3 protein-coding genes are annotated in these 3,641 nt (G+C 68.9%); 2 read left to right on the forward strand and 1 reads right to left on the reverse strand.

The features are described 5' to 3' along the window. A partial coding sequence (locus ACFWY6_RS29470) for an ATP-binding cassette domain-containing protein (protein WP_384696537.1) occupies window positions 1-353 on the reverse strand: 353 nt, incomplete at its 3' end. Window positions 354-602: 249 nt separating this feature from the next. Here ACFWY6_RS29470 and helR point away from each other — a divergent pair. Continuing rightward, window positions 603-2,804, forward strand: coding sequence for an RNA polymerase recycling motor ATPase HelR (helR, locus tag ACFWY6_RS29475; RefSeq protein ID WP_384696540.1), 2,202 nt, complete (start codon window positions 603-605; stop codon window positions 2,802-2,804). Window positions 2,805-2,962: 158 nt separating this feature from the next. After that, on the forward strand, window positions 2,963-3,520 hold the full coding sequence (locus ACFWY6_RS29480; RefSeq protein WP_384696544.1) for a DinB family protein: 558 nt from the start codon (window positions 2,963-2,965) through the stop codon (window positions 3,518-3,520). The last annotated feature ends 121 nt before the right edge of the window (window positions 3,521-3,641 follow it).

The following is a 3,641-nucleotide window of genomic DNA, read 5'->3' on the forward strand; positions in this document are numbered from 1 at the left end:
CCCTCGCGCTTGGACAGGTGGTGCAGATCCGCCATGAGGAGCATGTTCTCCTCGCCGGTGATCAGCCCGTCGACGGCGGAGAACTGCCCGGTGACACCGATCGCGGCCCGCACGGCCTGCGGGTCGGTGGCCAGGTCGTGGCCGCCTACGTGCAAGTCACCGGCGTCGGCGGTGATGAGGGTGGAGAGGATCTTCACGGCGGTGGTCTTGCCCGCGCCATTGGGGCCGAGGAGGGAGAAGATCGTGCCCTGCGGCACTGCCAGGTCGATGCCGTCGAGGACCGTCTTGTCCCCGTAGCTCTTGCGCAGCCCCGTGGCCGCGATGGCGAGTGGGGGCGATGTCGTGGTCGTCATGCCGCAGAGCGTGCGGCAGGGCGCATTCAGCGCGGTTTCACTATGGTTTCAGCGTCCGCAGGGGGCCGCGGAGGGTGTCGACAGGGGGCCGCAGAGGGTCGGTCCGCACGAAACGAAAAAAGGCAAGGAGAGAACTCGCTCCTTGCCACTCTTAATTTATAGCGCACTGGGGGGCTTGCGGCAAGGCCCCGGTGGTGCCGCACAATCACTCGCCTAAGCCAGGACCTGAGGAAATAGGTGATTCACGAAGTGCGTGCATTGTTGTCGGTCAACGGGTCATGCGGGGACAGCGCGTTCGACCTTCCCGACACCCTCTCCCCCAAGGCCGACCCGACACTGATCGACGGTGACGAGCGGCGCTTCGCGGCCATCGCGGAGAGCCTCGAGCAGGCGATCGCCGAGGTGTCCGACCGCCTCGACGCCGAGCGCAGGGCACCCGGCGGCATCGGCCGTGAGGCCATGGACCGGGACCTGGAGATCCACCGGCTGACCGGCCGGCTGCGCGCCCTGCGCCGCTTCGGTCTTGACCTGTGCCTCGGACGCGTCGTCAGCGAGGACAGCCCCGAGCCCGTGTACATAGGACGGCTCGGCCTCACCGACAGCGAGGGTCGCCGACTGCTGCTCGACTGGCGCTCCCCCGCGGCCGAGCCGTTCTTCGCGGCGACCCACGCCAACCCGATGGGCCTGGCGAGCCGCCGCCGCTACCGCTGGACCCGCGGCCGGATCAGCGACTACTGGGACGAGGTGTTCACCGCCGACGGGCTCGACGGGCACGCCGCGCTCGACGACCAGTCCGCCTTCATCGCGAGCCTCGGCAGCAACCGCTCGGACCGGATGCGGGACGTGCTCTCCACCATCCAGGCCGATCAGGACGCCATCATCCGGGCCGGGTCCCGCGGCGCCCTCGTCGTCGACGGCGGTCCTGGCACGGGCAAGACCGTCGTGGCACTGCACCGCACCGCCCACCTCCTCTACTCCGACCCCCGTCTCGGTCACCGTCGGGGCGGCGTGCTGTTCGTCGGACCGCACCAGCCCTATCTGAGGTACGTCGAAGACGTCCTCCCCAGTCTCGGAGAGGAGGGCGTGCAGACCTGCACCGTGCGGGATCTCGTGACCGAGGGGGCGGGAGCCGTGCAGGAAAGCGATCCTGACGTGGCGCTTCTGAAGTCGTCCGCCGCCATGGTGAAGGCGATAGAGAAGGCCGTCAGGTTCTACGAGGAGCCGCCCACCAAGGGGATGACGGTCTCGACCGACTGGGCCGACATCTGGCTGAGCGCCGACGACTGGGCCGAGGCGTTCGCAACACCGGGGCCTGGTACTCCGCACAACGAAGCGCGCGAGGAGATCTGGGAGGAGCTGGTCGCGATCTTGCTGGACAAGGCCGACGGCGATGTGCCGATCGACCTGTTCCGAAGGTCGCTGCGGCACGACGAAGAGCTGGTCACAGCCCTCAACCGTGCGTGGCCGCTGATCGAGGCGACCGATCTCGTATCGGACCTGTGGTCGGTGCCCGCCTATCTGCGGATGTGCGCTCCCCACCTCGGCCCCGACGACGTCAAGAAGCTGCGGCGCCCGGAGGGCGAGGCCTGGACGGTGGCCGACCTGCCGCTCCTGGACGCGGCACGGCAGCGGCTCGGCGACCCGGAGGCGGCACGGCGGCGGCGTCGGCAGGAGGCCATCCTCGCCGCCCAGCGCGAGAGCATGGCGCAGGTCGTGGACAACCTGATCGTGGCCGCGGCCGACTCCGGCGCGGACGGTGACGACGGCGAAGGCCTGGTGACCATGTTGCGCGGCAAGGACGCACAGGTGAGCCTGGTCGACGAGTCCGAACTGCCCCCTGCCGACCCGGACTTGCTGGCGGGACCGTTCGCGCACATCGTCGTGGACGAGGCCCAGGAGCTGACCGACGCGGAGTGGCAGATGCTGCTGCTGCGCTGCCCGTCCCGGAGCTTCACCATTGTCGGCGACCGCGCCCAGGCCAGGCAGGGGTTCACAGAGTCGTGGCAGGAACGCCTTGAGCGGATCGGCCTCGACCGGATCGACGTGGCCTCCCTGAGCATCAACTACCGGACGCCGGAAGAAGTCATGAAGGAGGCCGAGCCGGCCATCCGGGCCGCGCTCCCGGACGCCAATGTGCCGACGTCCATCCGCAGCAGCGGAATCCCGGTCACCCACGGATCCGTCACGGAGCTGCACTCGACCCTCGACACCTGGCTCGCGGCGAACGCCGAAGGCATCGCCTGCGTCATCGGCGATCCCACGTTCCGGGAGACGTTCCGGGAGACGTCCCGCGTCCGCTCGCTGACCCCAGGGCTGTCGAAGGGTCTTGAGTTCGACCTGGTCGTCGTCATCGACCCGGAGTCATTCGGCGAGGGGATCGAGGGAGCGGTCGACCGCTATGTGGCGATGACCCGGGCGACCCAGCAGCTCGTCGTGCTCACAAGCCCGTGACGCCGACCGGCGGTTGACGGAACGGCGGCAGCGGGGGGCTTCAGACCGCTGCCGCCGCTGCCACGGGGGGTCAGGACGCATATAGGCCAGGATCTGACCTCTATGGCTCTTAGCGTGTTCCTTGACCGACGGAGCCAGAACACCGGAAGGCAGAGACCATGACTGCAGACAAGCTGACCAACCGCGACGTGGACGAGGCGCCCGCCGTCGGCGGTGAGCGTGCCCAATGGCTGGCGGCGCTGGCCAAGCACCGGCAATTTCTGCGCTTCACCACCCGTGACCTCACCGACGAGCAGGCCGGACTGCGGACCACCGTCAGCGAGCTGTGCCTCGGCGGGCTGATCAAGCACGTCGCCGAAGCCGAGCGGAGCTGGGGGGACTTCATCCTCGGCGGCCCGGCGGCGATGCCTGACTACACGGCCTTGACCGAGGCCGACTGGGCCCGCCGGGCCGACAGCTTCCGGATGCTGCCCGGTGAGACGCTAGCCGGCGTCCTTGACGACTACGCCGAGGTGGCGCGTCGTACCGACGAGCTGGTCACCACGGTGCCCGATCTGGACGCCACGTGGCCGCTGCCGAAGGCCCCGTGGACGGAACCCGGTGCGCAGTGGTCGGTCCGCCAGGTGTTGATGCACATCATCAGTGAGACCGCTCAGCACTCCGGTCACGCCGACATCATCCGTGAGTCCCTCGACGGCGCCAAGAGCATGAGCTGACCGCCGACGAGGCGGGCGATGGTGCGGCGCGGGGGGCGCGCCCGGCCCCGTGAAGGTCCAGGGGGTTTTAAACAAAACCCAGCCCCCGAGACCAGGAAGGAACAGGTGTCGTTTAGCAAGA

It is taken from the genome of Streptomyces sp. NPDC059037 (assembly GCF_042740015.1).
Classification (GTDB): Bacteria; Actinomycetota; Actinomycetes; order Streptomycetales; family Streptomycetaceae; genus Streptomyces.